At 63.9% G+C, this 22,234-nt stretch carries 25 protein-coding genes; 1 reads left to right on the forward strand and 24 read right to left on the reverse strand.

Annotated elements, in window-relative coordinates; all coding sequences use genetic code 11:
* Positions 1-3: 3 nt before the first annotated feature.
* From AC3WLF_RS20935 to AC3WLF_RS20970, 8 genes are all read right to left on the reverse strand, one after another.
* Positions 4-219, reverse strand: a complete 216-nt coding sequence (locus AC3WLF_RS20935; RefSeq protein WP_492358769.1) for a hypothetical protein — start codon at positions 217-219, stop codon at positions 4-6.
* A complete protein-coding gene (locus AC3WLF_RS20940) occupies positions 212-454 on the reverse strand; it encodes a hypothetical protein (RefSeq protein ID WP_492358770.1) in 243 nt (80 codons plus the stop codon). Before AC3WLF_RS20940 ends, AC3WLF_RS20935 begins: the two co-directional genes overlap by 8 nt.
* Positions 454-612, reverse strand: a complete 159-nt coding sequence (locus tag AC3WLF_RS20945) for a hypothetical protein (RefSeq protein WP_492358771.1) — start codon at positions 610-612, stop codon at positions 454-456. Before AC3WLF_RS20945 ends, AC3WLF_RS20940 begins: the two co-directional genes overlap by 1 nt.
* Positions 609-854 carry a hypothetical protein gene (locus AC3WLF_RS20950; protein ID WP_492358772.1) on the reverse strand — a complete coding sequence of 82 codons (246 nt, stop codon included), beginning with the start codon at positions 852-854 and terminating at the stop codon, positions 609-611. Before AC3WLF_RS20950 ends, AC3WLF_RS20945 begins: the two co-directional genes overlap by 4 nt.
* A 2-nt stretch (positions 855-856) precedes the next feature.
* Positions 857-3,568, reverse strand: coding sequence for a toprim domain-containing protein (locus AC3WLF_RS20955; RefSeq protein ID WP_492358773.1), 2,712 nt, complete (start codon positions 3,566-3,568; stop codon positions 857-859).
* Between the two features lie 20 nt (positions 3,569-3,588).
* Positions 3,589-4,143 (reverse strand): BRO-N domain-containing protein, encoded by a 555-nt coding sequence (locus AC3WLF_RS20960; protein ID WP_492358774.1) that lies wholly within the window; start codon positions 4,141-4,143, stop codon positions 3,589-3,591.
* A 77-nt stretch (positions 4,144-4,220) separates the two neighbouring features.
* Positions 4,221-4,469, reverse strand: coding sequence for an Ogr/Delta-like zinc finger protein (locus tag AC3WLF_RS20965; RefSeq protein ID WP_492358775.1), 249 nt, complete (start codon positions 4,467-4,469; stop codon positions 4,221-4,223).
* Complete coding sequence (locus AC3WLF_RS20970) at positions 4,466-4,750, reverse strand: DNA-binding protein (RefSeq protein ID WP_400311495.1); 285 nt, start codon at positions 4,748-4,750, stop codon at positions 4,466-4,468. Before AC3WLF_RS20970 ends, AC3WLF_RS20965 begins: the two co-directional genes overlap by 4 nt.
* Positions 4,751-5,090: 340 nt before the next feature.
* Between AC3WLF_RS20970 and AC3WLF_RS20975 the strand changes: the two genes are divergently transcribed.
* Complete coding sequence (locus AC3WLF_RS20975) at positions 5,091-5,600, forward strand: helix-turn-helix domain-containing protein (protein WP_492358776.1); 510 nt, start codon at positions 5,091-5,093, stop codon at positions 5,598-5,600.
* Positions 5,601-5,616: 16 nt separating this feature from the next.
* Here AC3WLF_RS20975 and AC3WLF_RS20980 read toward each other — a convergent pair whose 3' ends face one another.
* The 16 genes from AC3WLF_RS20980 to AC3WLF_RS21055 form a co-directional block, all read right to left on the reverse strand.
* Entirely contained in the window at positions 5,617-6,039 is a 423-nt protein-coding gene (locus AC3WLF_RS20980; protein ID WP_492358777.1) for a hypothetical protein, read from the reverse strand.
* A 581-nt stretch (positions 6,040-6,620) separates the two neighbouring features.
* Positions 6,621-7,706 (reverse strand): hypothetical protein, encoded by a 1,086-nt coding sequence (locus AC3WLF_RS20985; RefSeq protein WP_492358778.1) that lies wholly within the window; start codon positions 7,704-7,706, stop codon positions 6,621-6,623.
* A 163-nt stretch (positions 7,707-7,869) separates the two neighbouring features.
* Positions 7,870-8,670 carry a hypothetical protein gene (locus tag AC3WLF_RS20990; RefSeq protein WP_492358779.1) on the reverse strand — a complete coding sequence of 267 codons (801 nt, stop codon included), beginning with the start codon at positions 8,668-8,670 and terminating at the stop codon, positions 7,870-7,872.
* A gap of 341 nt (positions 8,671-9,011) precedes the next feature.
* Positions 9,012-9,860 carry a hypothetical protein gene (locus AC3WLF_RS20995; protein WP_492358780.1) on the reverse strand — a complete coding sequence of 283 codons (849 nt, stop codon included), beginning with the start codon at positions 9,858-9,860 and terminating at the stop codon, positions 9,012-9,014.
* A 203-nt stretch (positions 9,861-10,063) separates the two neighbouring features.
* On the reverse strand, positions 10,064-11,215 hold the full coding sequence (locus tag AC3WLF_RS21000; RefSeq protein ID WP_492358781.1) for a phage late control D family protein: 1,152 nt from the start codon (positions 11,213-11,215) through the stop codon (positions 10,064-10,066).
* A complete protein-coding gene (locus tag AC3WLF_RS21005) occupies positions 11,212-11,637 on the reverse strand; it encodes a phage tail protein (protein WP_492358782.1) in 426 nt (141 codons plus the stop codon). Before AC3WLF_RS21005 ends, AC3WLF_RS21000 begins: the two co-directional genes overlap by 4 nt.
* A 4-nt stretch (positions 11,638-11,641) precedes the next feature.
* Positions 11,642-14,578 (reverse strand): phage tail tape measure protein, encoded by a 2,937-nt coding sequence (locus AC3WLF_RS21010; RefSeq protein WP_492358783.1) that lies wholly within the window; start codon positions 14,576-14,578, stop codon positions 11,642-11,644.
* Positions 14,536-14,637 carry a GpE family phage tail protein gene (locus AC3WLF_RS21015; RefSeq protein ID WP_492358784.1) on the reverse strand — a complete coding sequence of 34 codons (102 nt, stop codon included), beginning with the start codon at positions 14,635-14,637 and terminating at the stop codon, positions 14,536-14,538. The genes AC3WLF_RS21010 and AC3WLF_RS21015 overlap by 43 nt, the downstream gene beginning before the upstream one ends.
* Entirely contained in the window at positions 14,634-14,963 is a 330-nt protein-coding gene (locus tag AC3WLF_RS21020) for a phage tail assembly protein (protein ID WP_209777617.1), read from the reverse strand. The genes AC3WLF_RS21015 and AC3WLF_RS21020 overlap by 4 nt, the downstream gene beginning before the upstream one ends.
* Before the next feature lie 39 nt (positions 14,964-15,002).
* Positions 15,003-15,512 (reverse strand): phage major tail tube protein, encoded by a 510-nt coding sequence (locus AC3WLF_RS21025; RefSeq protein ID WP_492358785.1) that lies wholly within the window; start codon positions 15,510-15,512, stop codon positions 15,003-15,005.
* Positions 15,513-15,540: 28 nt separating this feature from the next.
* Positions 15,541-16,713 (reverse strand): phage tail sheath protein, encoded by a 1,173-nt coding sequence (locus AC3WLF_RS21030; RefSeq protein WP_492358786.1) that lies wholly within the window; start codon positions 16,711-16,713, stop codon positions 15,541-15,543.
* 153 nt (positions 16,714-16,866) lie between these two features.
* Positions 16,867-17,742: a tail fiber assembly protein gene (locus AC3WLF_RS21035; protein ID WP_492358787.1), complete on the reverse strand. Its 876-nt coding sequence runs from the start codon at positions 17,740-17,742 to the stop codon at positions 16,867-16,869.
* Positions 17,743-17,756: 14 nt separating this feature from the next.
* The gene (locus tag AC3WLF_RS21040) at positions 17,757-20,441 is read right to left on the reverse strand and encodes a hypothetical protein (RefSeq protein ID WP_492358788.1); all 2,685 of its coding nucleotides are present in this window, start codon (positions 20,439-20,441) and stop codon (positions 17,757-17,759) included.
* A 1-nt stretch (position 20,442) separates the two neighbouring features.
* Positions 20,443-20,985 carry a phage tail protein I gene (locus AC3WLF_RS21045; protein ID WP_492358789.1) on the reverse strand — a complete coding sequence of 181 codons (543 nt, stop codon included), beginning with the start codon at positions 20,983-20,985 and terminating at the stop codon, positions 20,443-20,445.
* Positions 20,978-21,886, reverse strand: coding sequence for a baseplate assembly protein (locus AC3WLF_RS21050; RefSeq protein ID WP_492358790.1), 909 nt, complete (start codon positions 21,884-21,886; stop codon positions 20,978-20,980). Before AC3WLF_RS21050 ends, AC3WLF_RS21045 begins: the two co-directional genes overlap by 8 nt.
* The gene (locus AC3WLF_RS21055) at positions 21,883-22,227 is read right to left on the reverse strand and encodes a GPW/gp25 family protein (protein ID WP_400311777.1); all 345 of its coding nucleotides are present in this window, start codon (positions 22,225-22,227) and stop codon (positions 21,883-21,885) included. Before AC3WLF_RS21055 ends, AC3WLF_RS21050 begins: the two co-directional genes overlap by 4 nt.
* Between the last annotated feature and the right edge of the window lie 7 nt (positions 22,228-22,234).

Consider the following 22,234-nt stretch of genomic DNA (forward strand, 5'->3'; position numbering starts at 1 on the left):
GGGTCAGTCATCGAAGTCGGCAGCGGCACGGCGCTTCAGGTCGGTGCCGGCTGTTGCGCAGCGGCGTCGCGCGCGCTGCCGCTGGCGGCTGGCCATGGCCCGCGCCGCGGCGGCCAGGGTGGCGCGCAGCAGGTCGGACATGGCCTCGAAAGGGGTAGCGATCCGCAGGGCGCGATGCGCGCGACGCAGCTCGGCTTCGGTGACGATGGACTTAGCCATGACGGCCTCCGCGACGAACGAACCCGTCCCACACGCCGCGGCCGTAGCACACGGTGAAGAACAGGCTTACCCAGAACATGCCCGGCTCATCTGTCGCAGCGGTCAGGTACAACCAGGCCGGCTGACCGAGCAGCCCCACCAGGGAGCCCCAGCGGGCGTGCGCGGCGCCAGCGTTGAGCAGGTAGATAGCGCCGGCCGCGGTGGCGATCATCCAGAGGTTGAGCAGCGCGAGCATCAGATGGCCCTCCCGATAGCGCGGGCGCAGCAGAAGCGCGGCGGCTCCGTCAGGTGGTCCAGGGCGCCGAGCTGCGCATCCAGACGGCTACGCGCGATCGCGGTGAACTGCATGCGCGCACCGCTGTGCGAAACGATGTAGACCAGGAACGCGGTCATGCCGATTCTCCCTGGGGCACCAGAAGGGCCGGAACGGCGATCGGCTCACCCAACACGAGTCGCTGGCAGCCGTCCTGCAGCCTGATGGTCAGGTTGTGCTGGCTGCCGTCTTCGGTGATCACATACACATGCTGCGTAGCGATCATTTCTGGCGGATGGCCAAGGTAGGCTTCCACTCGTTGGAACCGAACTTCCCCCACCTCCATTCGTACCGCCTTCGACAGATAGATATCCGCTGCCATGCTCAAGCTCCTTTGTTGCCCGAGCGATCCTCGAAGACCCAGCACTTGACTGTAGTGGGGCGCCTTGGCGCGTGGGAATACTCGGCGTTGTGACGCGCGTTGATCGCGCTGTTGACAACCCTCAGCTCCACGAACTTGCGATGCCGCGAGGTACGCAGCACACGCTTCAGATCGGTCAGCGGAGGGAGGTTGAGGCGGCGGTCATTGGCCACCTGTTCGAAGTGCCGCAGGCTGATGGCGATGATTCCGCCATCTCCCCGGGCGTGGTTCAGCACGGCGTGGTCTTCCTCCGCCGATTCGATGTGGTCGTACAGTTCCCAGAATTCCTGCACCAGCGGGTGGTCCGCGCCGATGGCCTGCTGGCGCTCGGCAGCCATGGTCACCAGCTGCTTGACCGCCGCATCGCGGTACTCTTTGGGCAGCGGCACCACGTGGCCGAGGCAGTCCACCAGCGCCATCACCTGGGCGTGGTTCTTCACCAGGCGCTGGTGCTTGACCTCGGGGTGCTTCGCCAGGTGGTCCTGGTACACCGGCATGCGCTCCACGTAGGAGGCCAGGATCTCGCGCTCCTTGAGGATCGCGGTCAGCAGGAAGCCGGATACCTCTTCCACCGGCATCTGCTCAAGCTCCCGCGCGGCGGCGAACGTGTCGGGGCTCTGGCCGGCCCGGTCGAAGTACAGGTGGACGATCCGCTGCAGCACGGCCTCGCTGGCGTTGACCTCGGCGTTCTGGCTGATGACCACCGTGCCCCGGAAGGGCGGTTCGTAGGTCTCGTTGCCGGCGTTCTTGACGCCGCGCGCCCGCGTGCTGCGGCCGTTGTATGCGGTTTTCAGCTCGTTCCAGTCGAAGCCCTTGACCTTGGCACCATCCTCGCCCCGGTCGCCTTCGATCAGCACCACCGGCAGGTTGGACACCTGGGCGAAGTTGCGCGCCCGCGCCGCCAGCGAAGACTTGGACGGGTCAAAGCCCTCATAGTCGCGCCGCCCGCACAGCTTCCACAGGAATTCGATCAGGGTCGACTTGCCGGCGCCGGGTTCCCCCACGACCTCGAGGAAAGGGAAGCTCTTCTGCTTGATCCCGTCGCCCTCGCGGATCTGCTCAGCGAACAGGCTGCCCAGCCAGAAGGCGAGCGCCACGATGGCCTTGGCGCCGAAGGCGCGCCACAGCAGCGCCAGCCAGTCGTTGCGGAATGCCTTGAGGTCGGTGTTCAGCGAGAGCCCAGCCGAGCCGCCGATTGTCTTGATGGACAGACGCCCCACGTCGAAGAAGTCCTCGTCATTGAGCGCGTGGAGCTTGCCGTCCTTGACCGCCACGTCCGCGTAGACATAGCAGCCATGCTCCTTGGTGTACCCGACGAAGTCGATGGTCTGCACGCTCTTGATGCGGTGCATCTGCTCCTTCAGGTAGCTGTCCAGCTGCCCGTTGGAACCCGTGTAGAAAGCGCCCGGCGCCACTGCCAGCAGCCGTTTCTTGAACTCGGTGGCGGACGCGACCTGGGAGCTGGTGAAGGTGTTCTTCACCGGTTGCGAGTCGTGGGGGAACGCAACGCGGAAGTAGTACCAGGCTTCGTCGGTCACGGCGTTGGCCTGGTAGTAGAGAACGGTCGGCAGGCATGTGGCGATGTTGGTCACCACGCCGGCCTTGAGCATGGCCTCGTCGCGCAGTTCCGCCTCGCTCATGTCAGCGTGCGCGCTGCGCACGGCGTCCATCTCGCGGTTCAGCGCTTCCAGATCGACCTTGAACCAGTACAGCTTGCTGTCGAAATCGAAAGCGAACTGGCTCATGCCGGTGCGACCGTAGATGAGCCGCGCCTTCTCGGCCGCGCTGGGGGCGGCCGTCAGGTCGCCCAGGTAGCGGTACTCTTCCAGGTCCTGCGCGAAAAGCTTGCCGAGCTGGTGCAGATCGTTCCAGTCGCGCTTCTTCGCGCCGACCTGTTTGGGCAGCGCGATCGAGGCTTCCCAGCCGTCGTCGCGACAGCGCTTGAGCCACTGCCTGGCGAAGCGCGTGCCGGCATGGTCGGCATCCAGGGCCCACACCAGCTTCGGGCGCGCGCGGCCAGCGGCGGCCCACTGCTCGGCCAGCGCGGCAAGTGCTGTGCCCGGGTAGTTGTTGCAGGACAGTGCCGCCACCGCCGGCACGCCGTGGTGCCAGAGCGCAATCGCGTCGAAGATGCCCTCCACGATCCACACCTCGGATGCGCCGGACGTTTCCAGCACCGGCGGCTGCCACCACATGCCGCCGTAGCTGCCATGGAAGGTTGCCTTGCGCGCGCCGAACCGGTGCGGCTGGTCGATGATCCGCTCCCAATAGATGCCGGCGCCCAGCGCGAACCGCACGGTGGCGCTGCCGATCTTCAGATCGTGGCTGTAGTAGCTCTCCTGGGTGTACCAGTCGCGGACCTTGTCCAGGTTGAAGCCGCGGCCGTCGCGCATGTAGGCATCGGCAGCCGCCTTGGGGTTTTCCGGCGTGGGCTTGAAGCGGTCGCTCCAGCTCTCGAACAGGTCGGGGTACAGGTCCTTGATGTGCAGTTCCGCGCCGCAATGGTTCAGGCGGTTGCAGCGCACGACCCACGGTGCATCGCCAAAAGCCCACAGCGTCTTCTTGCCGCAGGACGGGCACTTGCCGTCCTCCAGCTTCTCGCCGCCGCGCTTCGGCTTGAAAGCGTAGTCGCGCAGCAGGCGGCTGGTGACTTCGCTGTGCAGGGATGGGTTCATGTGTCAGCGCCCAGAATCGGTCAAGCCACGCCCTCGAGGCGCTTCGGCTGCAGCGCCGGCGCAAGGGATTCCAGTTCGGCTACAGGCATGCCGAGTAGGCGGGACACGTGTCGCAGGTTGGCGTATAGCTCGACGGCCACGCCGCGGGACTGGATGACGGCCAGTTCCTTGACCAGCGATCCCCGGTAACGCAGCGCGGCCAGGTGCTGGGGCACGGTCAGCGCACCGACCTTGCGGGGTGGTTGGCGGCCCTCCAGCACGTCGAGCACCCAGCGGCGGAAGGCCTTCGCGCGCTCGGTGCGGGCCAGCATGCCCAGCAGGTAGCAGCCGCGCGGGCTGAAGATGCGAACCTGCTGGCGGCCGCCGGCGGTGTCCAGCTCGACGAGCTGGGTCATCTCGGCGGTGAACTCGTCGGCGTTGCGGCTGAAGAGATTCTGGATATCCGCAGCCGGATTCCTGTAACCAAGGGCACTTGCAACCTGCAAGCCCCTTAGCCAAGGTACGTTGTGAATATCCACTACATCAAACTCGATGTTTTCGAAGGTGAGGACGGCAGTTTCAGAGAGATTTGGCATAGCAGGGCAAAAGGTGTCCCTCACGCCCGAATCGGGGCATGAACAGGGCGGTCAAACGGAAAAGGGGAGTTAGGCCGCTAGGTCGGCAGCAAGTCCAGTTGCCGCTCGTCGCGTGGCCCTGGGCGAGGCTTTCCCAGAGGCAGGTAGGCCTTCGGGTTCGGCTTTATGCTGGGCGCGATGGTGTGGACCGGGGAGAGCAGCATCTTGCACGTATACGCACAGTCCACGTTTGGGCATTGCACGTACAGTTCGCGTGAAAGCAACGACACGGCTCGGCTGCTGCGAATGTGGAGCCGAGTCTCGCAATGTGGACAGGTCATCTTCATTTGCAGAATCTCCCGCACTCGCCCAAGCCCTCACGGGCGCATTCGCAGTGCATGCCGACTTCGCCGAGTGTGGCGACGGCGTCGAGGTACTTGCGCGTGATCAGGACATAGCCGACAGCCGACACCAGACCATCCAGCTTGTCGATCACGACCCCCTGATTGCCGCTCAGGAAGCGGCTGACGTTGGAATCGTCCCAACCGATGGCACGTTGCACGTCCATGCGACCGGGGCCGGTGAGCGCTTCACGCAATGTCTGTTCAATGCGCACGGGCTTTCGCATCGCATCACCCCGCAACGGCATCTGCATGCGGATGCGAGTAGGCATCCGTATGCTGAGCACTATCAGGGTCAAGTCCGATGTCACGCTCGTATGCCGCCATGCCGCGGAGGAACATCAAACGAGTGAATGCCGCGCGGGAGCGGAATTCCGCAGCGCCGTAGCGATCGGTCTTGGCCAGCTCCGCGGGTGTGAGTCGGATGGCCACGGGCACCGTGTCCGGCTGGCGGGGCGCGCGCAGGGCAGGAGGCTTGGTAGGCATACGATATGATTGAGTTTCGTTAGTGTGTGCTGATGATGATAGTCTCCAATTTGGAGACTTATTTGATAAGAGTCAACCGAAATGGAGACTGTAGGCGAGCGTCTGAAGGCCGAAAGATTGCGTCTCGGTCTGACTCAGGCCGCATTCGGCGAGGCGCTAGGTGTCGCGAAGAACGTGCAAAGCCGGTACGAGAGAGGGGACCGTTCCCCTGATCCGGTGTACCTGGCAGCGATCGCCAGATCCGGCGTCGATGTGCTCTACGTCCTGACGGGCAAACGGCTTCCGGATAACGCAATCACTCTGGACGCCGCTCGCGTTGCGGCCGGCCAGGCCTACAAGGCCGCTCAAGCCCTGGGCGGCGACTTGTCCGTCGAAAAGTTCGAAAAGCTGTTTGTCACGCTATGCGACACGACAGCTGCGCGGGAGGAAGCCGCGGCGTCGCCAGTTCCTGAGCCCGAGGTGACGGGTGTACACAAGGTCGTCCAGAAGATCGGCGCCGGTTCGCACAACGTCCAGATCGGGCAAGGTCAGTTGGTCGCGTCAGACGCTGCAGTTCGGCCTTCAGCGGACCGGAAGAAGAAGCAGCGCTGAGCCGCGCGCCAAGCCGTCAGCCTTGATGCCGCCCCACCCAGTACGCCTGCCAGTCCGCTAGCGTCGTCCACAACGCAGCTCGCAGTTGCACCTCAGTCAACGTCTGCAAATCGTTGGTCTTGAATCGGGAGCGGCAAAGGTCCTGGGTCGATGGTTTCAGGCCCGGGCAGATTTCCCACATACGAAGGATTTGCCTCACCATGGCATTGCGCGGCAGGTTCTCGCCTCGCCGGCACGCTAGCCAGCTGACAAGGTAGGAGCGGGCGCTCCAGTATTGAGCATGCGTCAGCGTTTCTTCCCGCTCCACATCGTTTAGGCCTCTTCCGTTGAGGTGTCGTGTCAGCGCCTGCCAGATGGTAGCTGCGCTGACCAGGTCATCCTCGGCCATCTCGATTTCGAGGGCGATACTCGTTAAATCTCTACGCTCTTCAAGCGACATGGGATTCTTGTCGTCTGGCGTCTGAAATACCGTCGAAGCGGGCGAGACGAGCGAAGCGCGATGAACGACCAGGGTTCCAATCTGGATGTTCCCGTCACCGCGCCCGATGCATTGTTTGATCTTGCTATTTCTATCCCCACCAGCCACCGTCGTACCTCAACCGCAGGAGAAATTTGCACGGTACCGGGCACACGTCGCTGGGTAAGTAGGATGAGTCCGATTTGCTGCGTGGATTGCGCAGAACCGATGCCAAGCGGTGCGTTTATCGCCACAAGGTAAAATCCAGCGACGATCCGCCTGCCGTCAGCAGCCTCGGTCGTGTTGAAGATTCATTCTTCGGCGCAAATAGGGGTATCCGGGGCGGGCTGCTGGAACTGCCCCAGGAAGGCCAGGGACAAAGGTCTCATCTCGACCCAAAGCCGACCATCAGGGCTTGCGGAAGCGGACGCTCAACGTGGAGTTGAGATACCTTACCCATGCGCATGGCGAGCAGCAGAAGCGATTGCGAATCTGTTAAGCGACCCAATGCCTGAACTCAGCGGCCCGCCGCAAGCAGCCTGCTGGAATGATAGTTTTCACCGCTAGTAGAGCGTAATGACTCTTAGGGTTTTGCTTGCCGGAAGGTATTCAAGCGCGACTGTAATCCGAGTCGGATACCCGTCGACGCGATCCACCTCGATCATCAAGTTGAATTTCATGACGTCATGCTCGACCAGGTAAATGAGGTTGTAGATGTAACTGGCCGCGACTTTCGATTGAATCAACGATGCAATGTGTTCGCGGTCCGCATCGGCAAGACCTGCTTTGACTAGTTTGCCAAGCTTCTCATTGATCAGGTACCCATGTTTGGCTTCCTCTAGGATAACGCTAAACTCACTGAGACTCGCAACTTCGTCGGAGATGGCATTTAGAGCCATCTCCGAGTCAACGGCAAACGCGCCAACTACCGGTCGCTCGATCTTATATGACAGGAAGTTCGCAAAATAGTGATCTTGCAGGCTGGCCACCTTGTAACCGAAATCCTCCAGCGGGTAGATGGTGATATTTATGTTTTGGGCATTGGAGCGGTCCTCCTCGTGCGCCACAATAAGGGTCTTGTTCCGTTTGACAAACAGGTTAGCCATGCAGAGGGAAAGATAAATCTTTGCCCGTGATGCGAAGGACGTTGGGATGTAGCCTAGGTAGGCCGGAAAGGCAGAAAGTCGTTTGTGAAGTTGCGTCAGGTTGGCAGAAGAAAGATTGTTGATGTAGACGCCGTATAGAAGCGTAGAATGCCTAAAGCTAAACGAGCGCGCCAAGATCATGGATTCTTGGATAATCTCGAATACCAACTCTTGGTCGTCACCAAGAAGATCGCCGACCAGTACGCTCTGCGTTGTGCGTGGTTCAAGAAGCGGTAGCACTTGTTTAAGCACCTCCCTGCCGTACATACTCGACTCAATTTCCGTAGAGTCGAAAATGAAGGCCGCTTCGTGCCGATCAGCACTTGGCACCAGTGCCGAGCGCAAATCTGAGTATTGGACGCCCTTCGATGCGAGGGTTCTGATCATATCTCCATGTAGTTGGAGGATCTCCTTTCGCATTCGCGGTGCAGCAATCCCGAAGTGGTCCCGGATCACTTCAAGCATGATGTGGCCGCGAGCATTGAGAGTATGGATTGACTGCATGGGGGGCTCGTATAACAATTGGCATTTATTACATGGGGAATTATACGCCTTCACTTATCCATCGCGCTCTCAAGGCTAACAACTGCAATATCAAAGCATGGTGGCATCGCACTGGGGCCGAGCTCGGGAAAAGATGAATGGCTGCAGCCGTCTTGACCACGAGCTACTCATCGTGCTGGGTGGCGTGTTTGGCAACATAGAGTCGAAAGCCTACTTCGTCAAACTCCCCAGACACGAGATCTAGAAGCTCCTCCGAGGCAGGTATGTATTCGCGATTGGCGTAGCTTCCGATGTAGACATCCTCTGTTTCATCGGCTTCAAGTTGAGGATGCCAATACTGAAAGCCAACGAACCCGAATTTTAGAACCGTCTTTAGCAGTCGAACGACATCCGACGCAGGCATCGCGTGCGATACGGAAATTACCCACTTGGACGGAAGTTCCGATATACCGAACATCTCCGCGATGGGAATGCCCTCTGCCTGAAGAGCACGTGCAATTTCCGTTGCCCTAGGATGATGCGCATTAAGTCCGACGCGCCAATTCGGCCAAGGAACCTGATCTACTGAACCCTCTATAACTGCCGGCACAGTTCCGCGACCCATGTTGGCAACGCCGACATTCGTTCCCTGCTCAGCGGAAGTGCCGCTTGACGTAGTGCCTTTCTCGATGTGAACGACGGCTGCTGTCTTCTTGCTTAGATACTCCGAATAGAATGAATCTTCTTGGAGCTCAGCTCTAAACTTCGTCTGTAACAGGAACAGCGCGAACAGAAAGATGGGCACATCGACGATTGCGGCGACAACCAACGCTCCACGCTCCCACGCGCCCGGTTCCAACCTAAGTGCAGTCGTCAGGAATATGCCGACTGTCAGAACCAAACCAATAAGCCATGCCGCTAGCAGTTGAATTGGTTTTGTTACCTTATGCGGCTGAATTTGCTCGGCTGTCATCGTTCGATTCATATCTTCTTCAACTTTAGTATTCCCCAGGACGGTGAGGGTTGGACCGCCAATCGCTATGCTGCGCCCTAACGCCAAGGCTATTGTCCATCAAATTGCCCCACTGGGGGCGCGACGTATACGCCGCTGCAAGCTCGCTCGAACATCCGAAATCCGATGTCGACGAACGACGCTTCATGGCCGGTAAGGGACCTCGGCCCGTGCTACCCGGTCGTCTATTACCGACCCATTCCACCCTGGGGCACGCGGAGGCGAGTGAGCTAAGGCGCAGTCGATGCTGGATTTCCTGAACTGCGCCAATTGGTCCACCTTGAAATGCAACGCGAGAGGGAGTGGGCCTGGCCTCAACTGGTCTCTTGTCTTCGGACTCGGATCAGGGTCCGAACACCTCCTGGCAATGGCTCCTCTGCGAGCTCAAAGAGCTGCGACTTGATCACCAGTGCTTTCAGGCTTTGCTCCCCATAACGCGCCTCGCGATCCGCTAAAGCGTCCGGCTCTCTTCCATGCGCAATGGCTGCTGCATAGGAAAGGTCCGTCCATCCGTCAGCACGGCTCGGCTTGGCTGCAATTTCAAGCAGCAAGTCAATCAACCGGCTACCCTGCAGCCACATGAGCTCGAATGCCGCATGGTATTCGGTGGAAGCGAGAATGTTGGCGAAATATAGACCGGCCTCGCGCGTGGTGTCACGCATGGACTTGAGGCGATCATGCATTGCCATAATCCTCTCTCGTTGCTGGTCCAGGCGAACAGAAGTTTCGGTCATTCGCTCAAAAGACTCGGGCTGCCAGTAGGGAAGGAAATGGTGTGCCAGATCGTTACGCTCCTTCGCCAGCAACGCCAGGTCTGCTTCCAGGGACGCTCGGTCTGCTGGGGCGATCTCGATCTGGAACGTCGTGCTGATCCAGGGCAGTGTTGTGTTCTTTGAAGTTTGCTCGTCCCGAATCTCCGTCGGGCTCGTCAGAATCTCATCGCGGAACCGCTTCAGCAGGCCACCCATCGACGTGGTCCTGAGTTCCTCCTGGCGAGCCTCGAGTCGGGAGCCAGCGTCTGCGAGCGTACCCTCAATCCTTGCGATTCCAAGAATAGATTTCAGCAGATGCTCAATCTGCTGGTTCAGAAGGAGATTTCTTCCTACCTTTCGGAGAACTTCGTCCTTTAGCGCCTGCGGAGCATTTTTCTCAGCTTCGTCCATCTGCCGTGTGTCGTCGAATTTCTATCGATGGGCCAGCGACCGTGCACCAGGATGTCCTTCGTCCTGACCGTATTTCGCCGAGATCAGGGCTAATTCTAGCGACAAAACCCACCGGTTCATCCCGCTGCCGAAACCAAGTGAGTGCTTCTGATGGAACCCGGCCATTGGACCAAGTCCCCCGGAAATCGAAGAGGGAGCGAATTTCAATCCGGCCCGGAGTTCAATTCCTCCAATTCCCCAGGCTTTATCTCCAACTCCAGGCTGGTGGTATAGCCGCGCTCCGTCAGATGGTGGGTGACCTTGGTGATCGTCCAGCCCGTATTGTCGATCTGCGGCTTCCACCCAGACACCACCGCCGGCAGCTCGGGAAACAAGTCCGGCCGGCCACGCGCCAGCGTGATGCTGAAACTCGCCACGCCGCGCTGCACGCGGGCCCACTCGGCGCGCGCGGCGCGCTCGGCGTTGGCCTTCGTGGCGTAAGTGTGGCGCAGCACCTTCACGTTGTCCGGATTCGGATACGTGGCGACCGTGGGCTTCGGCTTGGCCTTCTTCTTCGGCCTCTTGGTGGGCGCGGGCGCTTCCTTCACGGCCACGGCGTTCGAGGCGTCGATCACCACCTCTCCCTTCTTGGCGAGCCGCGTGTCCTGGTAGAACGCCTTGACCCCGTTGTAATTGTCCCGGTCGGCCACCATGAAACTGTGCGTGTCGCCACTGGCCCTCGTGATGAGCACGGTGGGCAGCGGGATGCCCGAGGCGCTGAGCGCCTCGCCGGCCTTGATGAAGAGCAGCTTGCCCTGCTTCACCGTGGCAATCGCGTCATAGTCCTTTGCCAGCCGCGTGAGCAGGTTGGCATCCGACTCCCCGGTCTGGTCAAGGTGCCCGATCACTTGGTCTGCCAGCTGCCGCGCGATCACCGCCACGAGCTGGTTGCGGCTGGCGATTGCGCGCACCAGGGCGCCGATGGTCTTGTCATGGAAGCTGCGCTCCTTCCGTGTGGTCAAGTCGGTGCCTAGGTCGGCGCTGCGTGCGCGAAGCGTCAGCCGGTCGGGTGGGCCGCTGTGCTCGATCTCGTCCACATTGAAGAGCCCCTTGTCGACCACGCCGGCGTCGCTCCAGCCGAGTGCCAGGGACAGCCGCACGCCCTTCTCGGGCAGGTCCAGCATGCCGTCATGGTCGTCCAGCTCGATATCGAGCTGGTCGGCCTCGAAGCCGCGATTGTCGGTCAGGGTGAGCGACATGAGTCGGCCCTGGAAGCGCGACGTGATGTTGTTCCCGTTCTGCACCAGTTGGTAGACAGGGCGGGGCTCGCGGCCAGTGGTGGTGCGCGGCTCGGCGCGGACTGCGGCGAACGTCATTCGGCGTCACCCTCTGCCATGCCGTCGCCAATCAGGGCTTCGGCCTCGTCATCCACCCGTACCAGCTTGAGGGTGAACTCAATGCGCCGGGCCTTGCCATCCTGGAAGAGGTAGGTGCGCGTGACCTGCAGATTCTCGATCACGAAGAGCCCGTAGTAGCGACCGGTGCCCTCGATCAGCACATGGGCCTCACCGCTGTCGCCTAGCGTGCGCAGATCCTCAATCGTGTCGTCTCCGCCCGTCAGTTCGGGGGCCAGGACGCCGGTGAGCGTGATCAGTTCGTCGTCCGGTCCGAGGAACTGTCGGGCCGGCCGGCGGCCGGACCGGCTATTGGCCGGGTGCCGCCAGGCAATCTGCTGCTGGAAGTCTTGGTAGGGCGCCGTGTCCAGGCTGAACACGAATTGCCCGAGAGCCATCATCATGGTGTCAATCCCTGTCGGTAAGGCTGGACCGTTGGCGCGCGCCACGCTGGGCGTTGAGCTGGCGGATCTTCTCTTCGACGAGCCGGGCAACCTCTCGCTCGTCCATGCCGGGTGCCGCGTAGACGTTGATGGTGATCGGCGCCGCCGGTGCCGCTGCCTGGTAGGTTGCTCCAGCTGCCGGTGCGCCAAGGGGCGGTCGGGTATCGAACTTCACCGCGGCGGCTGCCGGCGCCGTGCCGATTGCCACGCCGGCGCCGACCCCGGCAAGCGCCTGCGTCACGCGCGCGATGGCATTCATCGGCCCGCGCTGGCCACGCGAAAGGCCCTGCTCAAGCCCAGCCATGGTGAATCCGCCCAGCTCGGCGAATACGCGGCTGGGCGAGCGGATTCCCAGCTTCTCCTTGAACCAGGTCACGACCGAGCCGGCGGCGCCTGTGACGGTCTCGCGCACCCGCGCCAGCCCGCTGGTAATCCCATTGGCGAATCCCGCCATCAGCTGGGCACCGGCGTCGTAGAACGCAGTGGCGAGTCGCAATGGCATGCCGAGCACCGTGCCGATGGCCTGGCCGATCTTCTGGCCCATGCTTTGCGCTGCGCCGCCGATGTCGTCCACCGGGGCAATCAACCGCGTGAACCATGCCCAGAGGTTGGACAGCAGCGGCCCCACGACCTGCCAAACCACCCCGAGAGCAGCGCTGACACCGGGGATGGCCTGAACGGCGGAGACAATGGCGGAAGCCAGGCGCCACGCCGCCGTCACAGCACGCATAAAGCCGTCGGCAAAACCGGTGACTACCGGCCCCAGGGCGCTGGCGATGCCGCTGGCCAGGCCTGCGAAGAAGGCCCGGATCGGGGCCCAATACTTGTAGACCAGCGCCGCCGCCGTGGCGAGGGCGGCTACCGCCGCCAGGATGGGCCAGGAGAAGGTCAGCACCGCCAGCCCGCGCACGACGTTGAAGAGGGTCCCGGCCCGGCTGGCCGCGCCTGCCAGCAGGCCGCCAAAGCGCCCCGCGGCGCCAGTGGCCGCGCTGAAGATCGGCGCGAGCCGTGCGCCGGCGCCGCCGAGCAGCTGGGCGCCGCGCGAAAGGAGGGTGGTGGCGGTGGTTGCGCGGTTGAGCGACGGCACCAGGGCGGCGAGCCGGATGCCCATCATCTGCAGCCCGTAGCGGGTGACGACCAGCGGACCCAGCGCCGCCGCTATGGCCAGGGTGAGCGCGCCCATAGCGGCGAGCAGCACGCCGGCCGCCGCGGCGCCCTTCATGATCCATCCGACCAGCGCCGGATGGGCCTGCGCGAACGCGTTGAAGCGGCTGACCAGGTTGCTGACGGTATCCATCAGCCCGACGATGGTCGAGCGCAGCGCCTCGCCGGCGGCACTGCTGCCATTGAACAGCTGGTTCTGCAGCCGCTGCCAGCGGGCAGAGATGGTTTCCTGGCGCGCCGCGAATTCGCGTGCCATCGATCCTTCGGCGCCTCGCCCGTTGGCAAGTTCAAGCTGGCGGCGCAGCTCCTCCGGCTTGTCGACCAGCTTGGCGAGCGTGTCGGAATGCTCCATCCCGACCAGTTCGACCATCACTCCGATGCGCTTGTCCTTCGGCAGCTTCTGCACCGCTTCGATCACCTGGAAGAGGGTTTCGGTGGCGCCGGTGGCCATGCCCTTCTGGATGGCGGCGCTGGACAGGCCGATCTCCTGCACCGCGGCCTGGAATTTTTTGGTGCCCTTCTCGGCAGCGGCGAACTTCTGGACGATGGCATTGACTGCCGTGGCGGCCGTCTCCGGCCGCTCGCCGAGCGTGAGCAGCGTCGACGCGAGCGCGGCCGCGTCCGCCGATGACATCTTCACCGTCGACACCACGCCGGAGATCCGGTTCAGCACGTCGATGATGTCGCCGCCCTTGCTGATGGCGTTGTCGTCCAGGTAGTTGATCGAATCGGCGAGCGCCTGGATCTGATTGACGGGGATGCGGAAGTTCTTCGCCACCTTTCCCATGCTTTCCGCAATCTCATCCGGCACGGCGTCGAAGGCGGTCGCCATCATGGCAACCGTCCGGGTGTAGGCGATCAGTTCCTCGCGCGGGACTTCCATGCGCGCGCCGGCGGTCACCATCTCGGCGATGGCCGTTGTCGGGATGGGCAGTTCTTCACCCAGCAGCTTGATCTGGCGGGCCATGTCGTAATAGACCGCCGTGAGCCTGCCGCCGTCGTCGCGGGCGCCTTCGACCTGGCGTGCGATGCCAAGCATGGCGTCCTCGAAGGAAACGTAGTCCTTCACAGCCTTGGCGATAGGCGTGAGGGCAACACCGCCAGCAGCGGATGCCGACACGCCGGCGCCGAGCATGGCGTTTCGGGCGGCCATGCCCTTCGCGTACCCGGCCTGTACAGCGGCCAGGCGCTGCTGGTGCTCGCCGACCGCCTTCAGCCGTGCTTCCTGCTGGGCCAGCGCCTGGCCTGCCGCTGCAACCTTGTCGCGCAGGTCGCGCTGGGCTTGGCCGAGGCTCGTGGTGCTGACTCCCGCCAGCTGCAGGCGGCCGCGCACGCCTTCCAGGCTCTGCTGCAGCTCGGCGCCGCGCTGTTTGAGCGCCCGCGCTTCCTTGACAGCCGCGTTGAAGTTTCGCGTCATGGCGGCTGATGGGCGCTCCGTGGCGGCCATCTCCTGTGCCAGTGCCTTGACCCGCGTCTGCGCGGACCGCAGCTGGTTCTCGGCGATCGCCGCGTCTCTGGACAGCTTGCGAAAGCTGTCGATGTTGGCCTGCGTGCGATTCAGCTCCTTCAATTGGTCGCGCGCGGCCTTTACCGTGCGCGCCAGTTCGGTGCTGCTGCCCATGGCATTGCGGAACGGCTGGGTAAGGCGGTCCACCGCCTGCAGGACGACTTCCAGTCTCAGGTTGCGTGGCACGCTCATTCGTCGGTTCCGCTTCGTTGCCGGGCGCGCTCGCGCCACTCCATCAGTTCGGCCACCCCCATTTCAAACAGTCGCTCCGGTGGCCAATGAAAGATCACTGCAACGTCGGCGATGGCGTCTTCGACTCGGGCCGGAAGCCCTCGTCCTTCGCCGCCTTCGGCAGCAAAAAACCGCTCACCGCTGTAGCCAGCTGCGTCATGTCGGCAGGATCGAGCTGGCTCACGTCGTGCGCCGTCAGCGTTGGGGTGGTGATGCGGGGCAGCACGGCGTGCAGCGCGGTGACTTCCATGCGCATCAGGTCGATCAGGCTGCAGCCGCGCAGCTCGCCGGCGGCAGGCCTGCGCACGGTGATGGAGGTGATGACCTCGTTGCCGCGGGTGATGGGAGTGTCGAGGGTGATGGTTTCGGATTTGGCTTCGTTCATGGTGGTCCTCGGAAGGGAAAGGATGCCGGCGGCCTGCTGTTACAGACCCATCGCGCGGCGCTGCTCGGCCAGGCGATCGACGCCGAACACGATCTCGATGAAGTTGACGTGGTCGATCTCGATCCACACCTCGCCGTTGATCGTCAGCTTGAAGTAGGTCAGCGACGACTTGACCTTGAACTGGCTGCTGTCGCCGACCTTGCCTGTGCCGAAGTCGAGTTCGGTATGCCGGCCGCGCACGACCACCTCCACGGCATCGGTGTCGCCGGTGTCGTCGCGCTGGTAGGCACCGGCGAAGCGCACCATTGCCGCAGCGGCCTGCGTGACCCCGTACTGCTTCAGGATCTCGCGCATGATGCTGCCGTAGGTGGTCTCCAGCTCCAGCTTCTCGTTGCCCAGGTCCAGCTCGACCGGGCCGTTCATGCCGCCAGCGCGGTATTCCTCGAGCTTGCGCGCCAGCTTGGGCAGGGTGATTTCCTCGCATTCGCCAACGTGGCTGATGCCGTCGGCGAAAACGTTGAAGTTCTTGAGTTTGCGTGGCATTGCCATGGTGGTTTCCTCTCTTGGATGCCCGCTATCAGCCGTTCACCGAGGCGGCGAAGTCCATCAGGTAGCGGTCGGTGATGCGCTGGCGCAGCTGGAGGTTTTCCAGCGGCGGGACCGGCGTGTAGTCGTAGTCGATCCACAGCTTGCCGTCCTTCAGCGTGTCCTTGGTGTTGATGCCGGCATCGACCCAGGCGCCGCCGCCCAACAGGTAGCCAAGCCGGGTCCATTCCCGGAACTTGGCGTTGAGGCCTTCCACGATGTCGCGTGCCAGGCACGGCGTGAGCGGCAGGTCGATGGCCCAGGCATGCGCCTCGGCCATGGTGTCGGCCAGGATCTGCGCGGTACGGGTGGCGCTCTCAAAGGCGAACAGCGGATCCGAGCTGCAGGTCCGCGAGCCCCAGAAGCGGAAGCCCTCGAAGTTGATCAGGGTGGTGACCTCATTGCTGTTGAGGTAGCCGGCATCGGTCGCCGGATCCTGCAGGTCCCAGTAGATGTCTTTGGACACGCCGGTCACACCGTTGACCGGGACGTTCGAGATCGTCTTGTGCCAGCCCACTGACTCGTCCAGCTTCGCGCGCAGGCCCAGGGCGCGAGCCGTTGCCCACAGGTTGCGCTCGGTATTGTTGGCGGTGTCCCAGCCCACGAAGTCCGGCCACAGCAGCATCAGCTCGCGCTGCCCGAAGTTGTCGCGATAGGTGGCCGCCTCTTCCTTCGTGGCGCAGCCGTGTGCGCTGACATAGCCGAAGGCGCGCAGCTTCTGGCAGATCGAGGCGAGGGCTGTGGCGACCTCCAGCTTGTCCAGTCCCGGCACTGCAAGGATGCGCGGCGTCACGCCGAAGCGCGTCTTCGCGGCCAGCAGCGCCTTCATGCCGGTGAACCGGCCGGCCGCGTTAGTGGTGCCGATCAGGTTGCTGGTGGTCTCAGCCTCCGTGGCGCCCTCCGCGACGCGGACGACGACCGTCATGGGGTTGGCCTGGTCGGTGATGGCCTCCAGGCTGGCGCGCAGCGTGCCATGCGTGCCGGCCTTGCCGATGGCCGCCTGCGGGTTGGTCAGCAAGACGGGAGTATCGAGGGGAAACGCCGTGGCGTCGGCGTCATCGGCGACGGTCACCAGGCCCGGAATGGCCGTGGCGATGGTGCGGATCGGGCGGGTGCCATCGTTGACCTCGATGACACGTACGCCGTGGTGGTAGTCGGTTGCCATGCAGTCCTCCGGGAGATTTGGCAGACGATGGAAAGCATCGTCCCGGTAGGATGCCGCGCACGCGCGTGGCGGTGTGCCGCTGGCTGTTGTCGGCCGCAGCGGTACAACGAAAAGGTGAGAGCGGTGCGCGCTCCCGCCCTCTTGAGCGGTGGCCTACGCGTTTTCCGGGACGCTATCCGTTCGGGCACTGACCAGGATCTCTGCCTCGATCGCGGCCTCATCTGGCGGTGCAGGCCAGGCGATCCCCAGGGGGAAAGTCGGAGCCAGCGCCAGCTGTTGCAGCTGAAGCCGAAACGACAGCCACGCCTCGTAGATCGCTCTTGGCACGGCGTCGAGCTTCCCGGCGGCGTAAACGTCTGCCCTGCCCGCTATTGCTTCGTTTGCCCGCGCCAGGAGGCTGTCATACCCGGCACGCGCTGCAGCCTCCGCTGCTTCCTCGGCCTGGACGGTGGCAGTGATCGCTTCGACATTCGGCTCCTCGGGCCAGTCAGGGACGATGGGGAAGTCGGGCGAGTTCACAACCCGCACCAGGTCGAGCTGGTATGCGGACCAAGCTTTGAATAGGGCGGTTTCCACCGCGTTCAGCAGTCCGGCGGCATGGGCGTCGGCCTTGCCTGCATTCGCATCCCTCGCGATCGCCATGAGGCGGTCGAACTCCGCCATCGCCGCCGCGCGGGTACGCTCCGCGACCAGTGCAGCGTCCAGCGCCCAGCCGCCGGCAGTCCAGCGGTGCAGATCGGACGGCTGAGGGTCGGGCGTAAGGCCCGCTTCCTGCGGGGTGATCCCAGGCACCCCCAACTCCGCCGGCTCGCCATTCTCAGTGCGGTACAGGACGATGCCGCGGTAGTCCGGCAGCATGACCCACGCGCCGTCGCGGAAGAACGGCCATTCGTATCGATTGCGCTCCGGCAGCGGAGCGAGCGACGTGAATGCCGGCTGCAGCCAGGCTTTGGGGTCGCGCGGGTCGGGGTCTGCGAGCGCGCTGCTGATGTACTGACCGGTGTGGCTGTCGTAGTGGTGGATCATCATTTCCTTGTTCTCCCTTAGAAGGCGCGAATCATGGCGAGCGCAGAAATGGTGCGAACGCGCACTTCTGCGCCGCCGTCTGCGTTGATCGTGATGGCGTGGAAGTGCCCCCCGGCCCAGCCGATGCCTACGTTGTGACCGTGCGACCCGTCTCCGGCGATCGAGATGCCGGTGTATGCGCCATACGTGCCGCGCTGGCCGTACTGCGTCAGGTCAAGCCAGCTCGAGCCGGATGCCGCGCCCTGGCCGTCCGGATTCGAAGCCGGGGGCGGCACGTCATAGGTGTGCGCGTGAGTGGGATCGTGAACGCCATGGCCGTGCCAACCCTGGGCATCCGTCCAGGCGCTGTGGTTATGATCGCCAAACCAGGACGATGACGCGCCGTGGCTATGCGCCAGGTTCTGCGGCGCCTGGTAGCTCCCGAGCTTGCGGCCCGCATCGACGCCCCGGCCGTCATCCCAGAAGCGCAGGCCCTCGCCGCGGTACTCGGGAATGCGGAAGGTATTTTGTCCGTCGCCGGTGGAGAAGGCGCCCCACATGCCGGCCTGCCACTCCGCTTCGCTGACCAGGTTCCCGCTGGCCTGGGCGTAGGTCCACAGCTCGGGGTAAGCCGACCGATTCAGCAATGCCCCGTTCAGTTTCAGGCACCCGGCCCGCACGGTGGCCCGCGGCTCGATGATGATTTGGCCGATCGCGGCGTTGAGCAGGGTCGACATGACCCAGGCAGTCGTGGCGAGCTTGCGGGTGCTGTCGCCCGCAGGCGGCGTGTCGGCAGTCGCGTACCCTGTCACCTGCAGCTTGGCGCTGCTGCCATCGTCGGCGGTGGAGCCGATCTGCAGCGTGCCATAGTGAAAGCCCGGCGCCGTGCCAGCCGAATACAGGTTCCATTTGTTGGGACCGGCCGCCATCTGGAACAAGGCGGCAGCGATTCGCGTCGCGCCGGCATTCGAGTAGTCCCGTGCGATGTACGCGTCGTAGTTCGTGAGCGACGCCTGCGCGCCAAGGATCGGTCCGGCCGCGTTGAACCCGGCGACCTGGTTGGTGGTGAAGGGTGCGTCCTTAAGCCGCGGAGCGGAGTGATAGCCGTAGACGCCGGCCGTCGCCAGCTCGTTGAACTCGGTGTTGTTGTAGACGCCGTACTGTGTTGTTGCGCCGCCGGCAATGGTGGTGCCCAGGCGCAACGCCACCGCGCTGGATGTGGCCGGCCCGAGGGACATGTAGCCGTCTGCGTGGAACGTGTACAGGTCCGTGTAGACGCCTGGCGTAGCCACGGAGTCAAAGCCGATGCGCAGAAGATGCGCATCCATGAGCAACCGTGCGTTCCGGACGTTGACAGTGCGGTCGATGAGTTGCACCACAGGCGCATAGGACTCCACCGCCAGGCCGCCGGCCTTTCCGCTGTTGGAGCCGTCCAGTACCCGCATGGTAGGCGTGTTGATGCCATCCCAGCCGGAAGTTTGCATGCCAACCACGCCGCCTGCCTTGTCGAACTTCTTGCCCAGTTCGGTGAGAACGGTGGTAGCGAAGTTCGGGTCGTTTCCAAGCGCCGCTGCCAGCTCCTTGAGGGTGTCCAGAGCGCCTGGCGACGAATCGACCAGGTCAGCCATGGCCGCCATCACGTACTCGGTGCTGGCGATTTGCCTGGTGCTGGTGCCCCTGGCCGCGGTCGGGACAGTCGGCGTGCCGCCGAAGGCAGGGCTGTCGAGCAGTGCCAGGTCCTGCCATGCCTGCCACGCGCTTCCCGTGCGCCGGCGAAAGACGATCCGATTCGACTGATAGGGGGAGAACAACTGCAAGCCGGCGGTGCCGTACACGCGATGCAGCAAGACGCCAGGGCCGAGGCTCATCGGCACATTTGTCGCCGCGCCCGGCACGTAGAGCAGGCCGCCGGGCACGGTCACATCGTCCAGATCGGTGATCGCGCCTTCGGTGCCTGTGCCGCCGAAACCCAGGAGTTTGAGGCGTGCCAGCAGCTTTTTCGCGGTGACCGCGCGGGCGTCGTCCGTGCCTTGGTCGACTTCGGTCTGGGTGGCGATTTCCAACAGGCCGGTGCGCGCTTCCGTGGCCATACGGGCCGACAGGTTCGCCGGCGTGACGGCGCGCGTCGTGTCAGTGCCGGTCTGCGCCTCGGCGTCGGTGGCCAGCTCGACCAGGCCGGTGCGGGTGGCCGTGGCGGTGCGCGATGCCAGCCCCGCCGGCGTCACGGCGCGGGTGGCGTCTGTTCCGGCCTGCGTTTCGGCGTTGTCGGCCAACTCCACCACGCCCTTCACCGTGGTGGTCGCGGGAGGATTGAGGAAGCCGGCATCCCCGAACACAAGGGCTGCCGCGTCGATGGTGGTGAACAGGATGTCTGCGGCCAGCAGCAGCATCGCTGCCGGCGACTTCTCCATGATCGGCGTGTCCTGGCTGTACGTGCCGAGCAGCATGCCGTTGTCCAGGTACAGGCCGAAGCCGTACATTTGGTACTGGTCCGCCGATTCGTCCTGAATGGTCACGTGGACCGTATCGGGTGCCACGTTCTCACCGCCGATGCTGGTCAGTCGCTTGCGCTCGTTGGGCATGACCAGCATGTCGACGTCATGTGCGAACGGAGCGGTGGCAATGCCGACCGCGACGACCGTGCGGGTAATGGTGCCGACGTTGCCCGGGCCAACCAGGGCAGCCCGGCCGGCGTTGGTGAGTTTGATGAGATTGCCAGCCATGTCAGGTATCGGAAAGGGACAGTCGGACATACAGGGCGGCACGTGCGGCCGCGCCGATGGCAACGGCCCCCTGGCGCTGGTAGCCCTGCGTGAAGATATAGTGTGAGCGCACCGGCTTGGCGCGGTCGATCTCGGCGATGACATCGCCGATGAATTCGGCGGTGGCGCTCTCGCCGTCGCGGTCGCTGACTGCCATCACCACCTCAAAGGTGTGCGGCACTCCGGGCGGGTTCATCTCCCACCATTCGCGGATGACTATGTTGGCGCCGAAGGCGGCGACCACGCTGCGCACTGCACCGGCGGTACCACGCTTGCGGGCGATCTGGATCGCGGCCTTCACCCGCGCCCGCTTGACCTGTTCGGGCCAATAGTCCTTCCAGGCGTCGACGCCAAGGTGCCAGGCGAGCCACGGCAGCAGCGCCGCCGGGCAGGTATCCGGGTTCATCAGCGTGCGCAGCGGCGCCGGGACGTCGCCGAGCCGTCCCATTACCTCGGCCAGATTGCGCTCCAGCCGCGTGGCGTTGGGTGGCAGAAGATCAGCCATAGACGCCCCCGTGCTGGATATCCACCAGGATGCAGTAGGGCGCCTGCGTGCGCGTGACTGGAATGCTTGCGGTTGGCTCCAGCAGCTCGACGCGCTCTACCCCATCGATGTGCAGCGCCGCGTAGATGCCGGAAAGCGTCGGCTCCATGCCAAGGCGGTGGATCGCCGCGTTGTAGGCCAGCAGGCGCTTCCTGGCCTCTTCGATCACGACGGTGGAGTCGGGCCCCGGAAAGGTGTAGAGCCTGGCGCGGGCGCGGTAGGTGACGATCTCGGCCGACCGGACCAGCACATGGTCGGTGAGCGGCCGCACATCGTCGGCGCCGAGCACCGATTCAACGGCAGCGAGCAGCGCGGCATCGGCGGTGCCGTCGCCGTCGCGGGAAAGCACCGTGACCACTACCGTGCCAGGCGTTGGGCTGGTGGCAGAGGCATCCAGTACGCGCCCGTCTGCGCCCAGCGCGTGGGATTTGTACGCGCCCTCCGGGCCGGCCACCGAGAACCCCTGCGGCGCCAGCTGGGTCCGCTTGCGCAGATCCTCGTCGCGCTCCATGACGGCCGGGATGTCGTTCTCGACATCAGCCGGCGTGATGGTCAGGCGCGCGATCCCAAAGAGGGCGGCCAGGTGCTCCAGGTCGGCACCCATGGCCTTTGCCAGCATCACGGCGCGGGCGGCGTCGTTGACGCGCTGGCGCAGGACCAGCTCGCGGTAGGTGCTGGACTGCAGCGCTTTGGTCAGTGGCTCGGATTCCAGCGTGAGGGTGGTTGCAATCTCAGGCTGCTGCGCGACGGGGAAGAGCGCCACCAGCTCAGCCTTGCGCTGCGCGAACAGGGTCTCATAGTCGAGCGCCTCCACCACATCGGGGGAGGGAAGGCGGGACAGATCGATCGGGGTCGCGCTCATGCGTGGCCTCCGCGCAAGGGGACGCGCAGGTTGGCGGCCTGGGCGCGCGGTCCGTCCACGCGCTGGGCCTCGATGTCGATAAAGAGGGAGCCGTCGGCGCCGGCGTCGAACGAGACGCGCGTGACACGAAGTCGGGGTTCCCAGCGGACCAGCGCCATGACCGACGCCGACATGGCGCGCAGCAAGGTGGCACGGTGCAGCGGCTGGTCGACCAGGTGGGGCAGCAGCGAGCCATAGTCGCGCCGCATCACGCGGGTGCCGATCGGCGTGGTCAGGATGTCGCGCACCGACTGCAGGATGTGCTCGCGGTCGGCCAGCGCCCGCCCGGTGGCGACGTTCATCCCGAGA

The sequence above is a fragment of the Cupriavidus sp. FW306-01-F10A genome (assembly GCF_058782785.1).